General features: G+C 69.8%; 1 protein-coding gene. It reads right to left on the bottom strand.

Going from position 1 to position 1,316, the window contains the following annotated elements:
• On the bottom strand, positions 1-1,277 hold a 1,277-nt coding region (locus AB0B82_RS35440), incomplete at its 3' end, for a DUF222 domain-containing protein (RefSeq protein ID WP_360178981.1).
• Positions 1,278-1,316 lie beyond the last annotated feature (39 nt).

Genomic DNA, 1,316 nt, shown 5'->3' with positions numbered 1-1,316 from the left:
ACATCCAGCGGCTCGGAGTTCGCACCGAGCACGATCGGGATGATCGCAGCGTCACAGGCCAGCCGCCGGATCGCCGCCGCCGACAACCCGTCACCGTACACGGTGTGCCCGACCGCGTCCGCGGTCGCGGCGATCAAGTCGTTGAGGTCGATGGTGATCGTGATGTTCGCCTTCGCCCCATACCCCGGCACCGGACCGCCCTTGCGGGTCTCGTCGCCGGCGCCGCTTCCAGCGCCGTTCCCAGCGCCGCTTCCAGTGCCGTTTCCAGCGCCGCTTCCAGTGCCGTTTCCAGTGCCGTTTCCAGTGCCGTTTCCAGTGCTGGTGTGGGTGTCCCAGGCGGTCGCGGCCAGGATGAGCGCGGTGGTGAGCGCGTCGGCCTGGCGCTTCTCACGCGACCGCGGGTCGAGTTCACCGTCACCGGTCTTGTGGGGGCGGGCACCGGCGTGGATGACCGCGCGCAGGAGCTCGGCGTTCTCGTTGGCCAGGTAGCCGCGGAACTTCACCCCGTTGTCGGCCGGTGTCAACGTCAGCGACTCGCGCGCGGCGGCCTTGTGTTCGTCGGGTTCGGGGCCGTCGGAGTCCAGCAGGTCCGCGATCTCCTTCGCCGCGCTGCGCAACTCACCCGGCGACAGGTGCCCCGCCAGCCGCACCAATTGTTCAGCCGCAGCATCCAATTGCTCCACCGGCACCCGGGACCGGACCCGGTCCAGCCCGAACACGATCGCGGCCGCCTGCCCGGACCGCAACAACCACCCACCACCAACCACACCACCATCCACACCACCACCATCCACACCACCACCGTCCGCGCCATCCCCAGCGCCATCCGCACCGCCCGCACCGTCCGCACCGTCATGACCGTCCGGTTCGGCGCCGTCCGCACCGTCCGCGCCGCCATCCGTACCACCGACGGCATCCGCACCGTCTGCACCGTCTGCACCGTCGTGGTCGGTGCCGTTGGCAACGTTCGTCGCGTCGGCTGTCGTTTCGGCTGTGTTGTCTGTTTCGTCGGTGGTGGGGTAGGCGGCGGTTTCGTTGAGGGCGTCGGCGACGGCGGGGTAGGTGGTCATCGCCTGGGCCAGGCGCAGCATGCGCCGCGCGGCCGGCGCGTCGTGGCGGTAACGGAAGCGGAGCAGTTCGGCGGTGTCGCGGGCACCGAGTTCTTGGGCGTAGCCGGTGGATTCGATCGCGGCGACGACCTGGAGCCGGTAGGTGTCCAGCCGGGCGAGGTCGGTCTCGAGCGCGTCGAGAGTGGACAGCAGTTCGCTGCCACTCATCGACCACACCGGCCGTTCGCCCAGGAGTTCCATGCCGTC

It is taken from the genome of Kribbella sp. NPDC048915 (assembly GCF_040649595.1).
Taxonomy (GTDB): Bacteria; Actinomycetota; Actinomycetes; order Propionibacteriales; family Kribbellaceae; genus Kribbella.
Note: the sequence above shows the minus strand (reverse complement) of the source record. Positions and strands in the feature narration are given on the sequence as shown.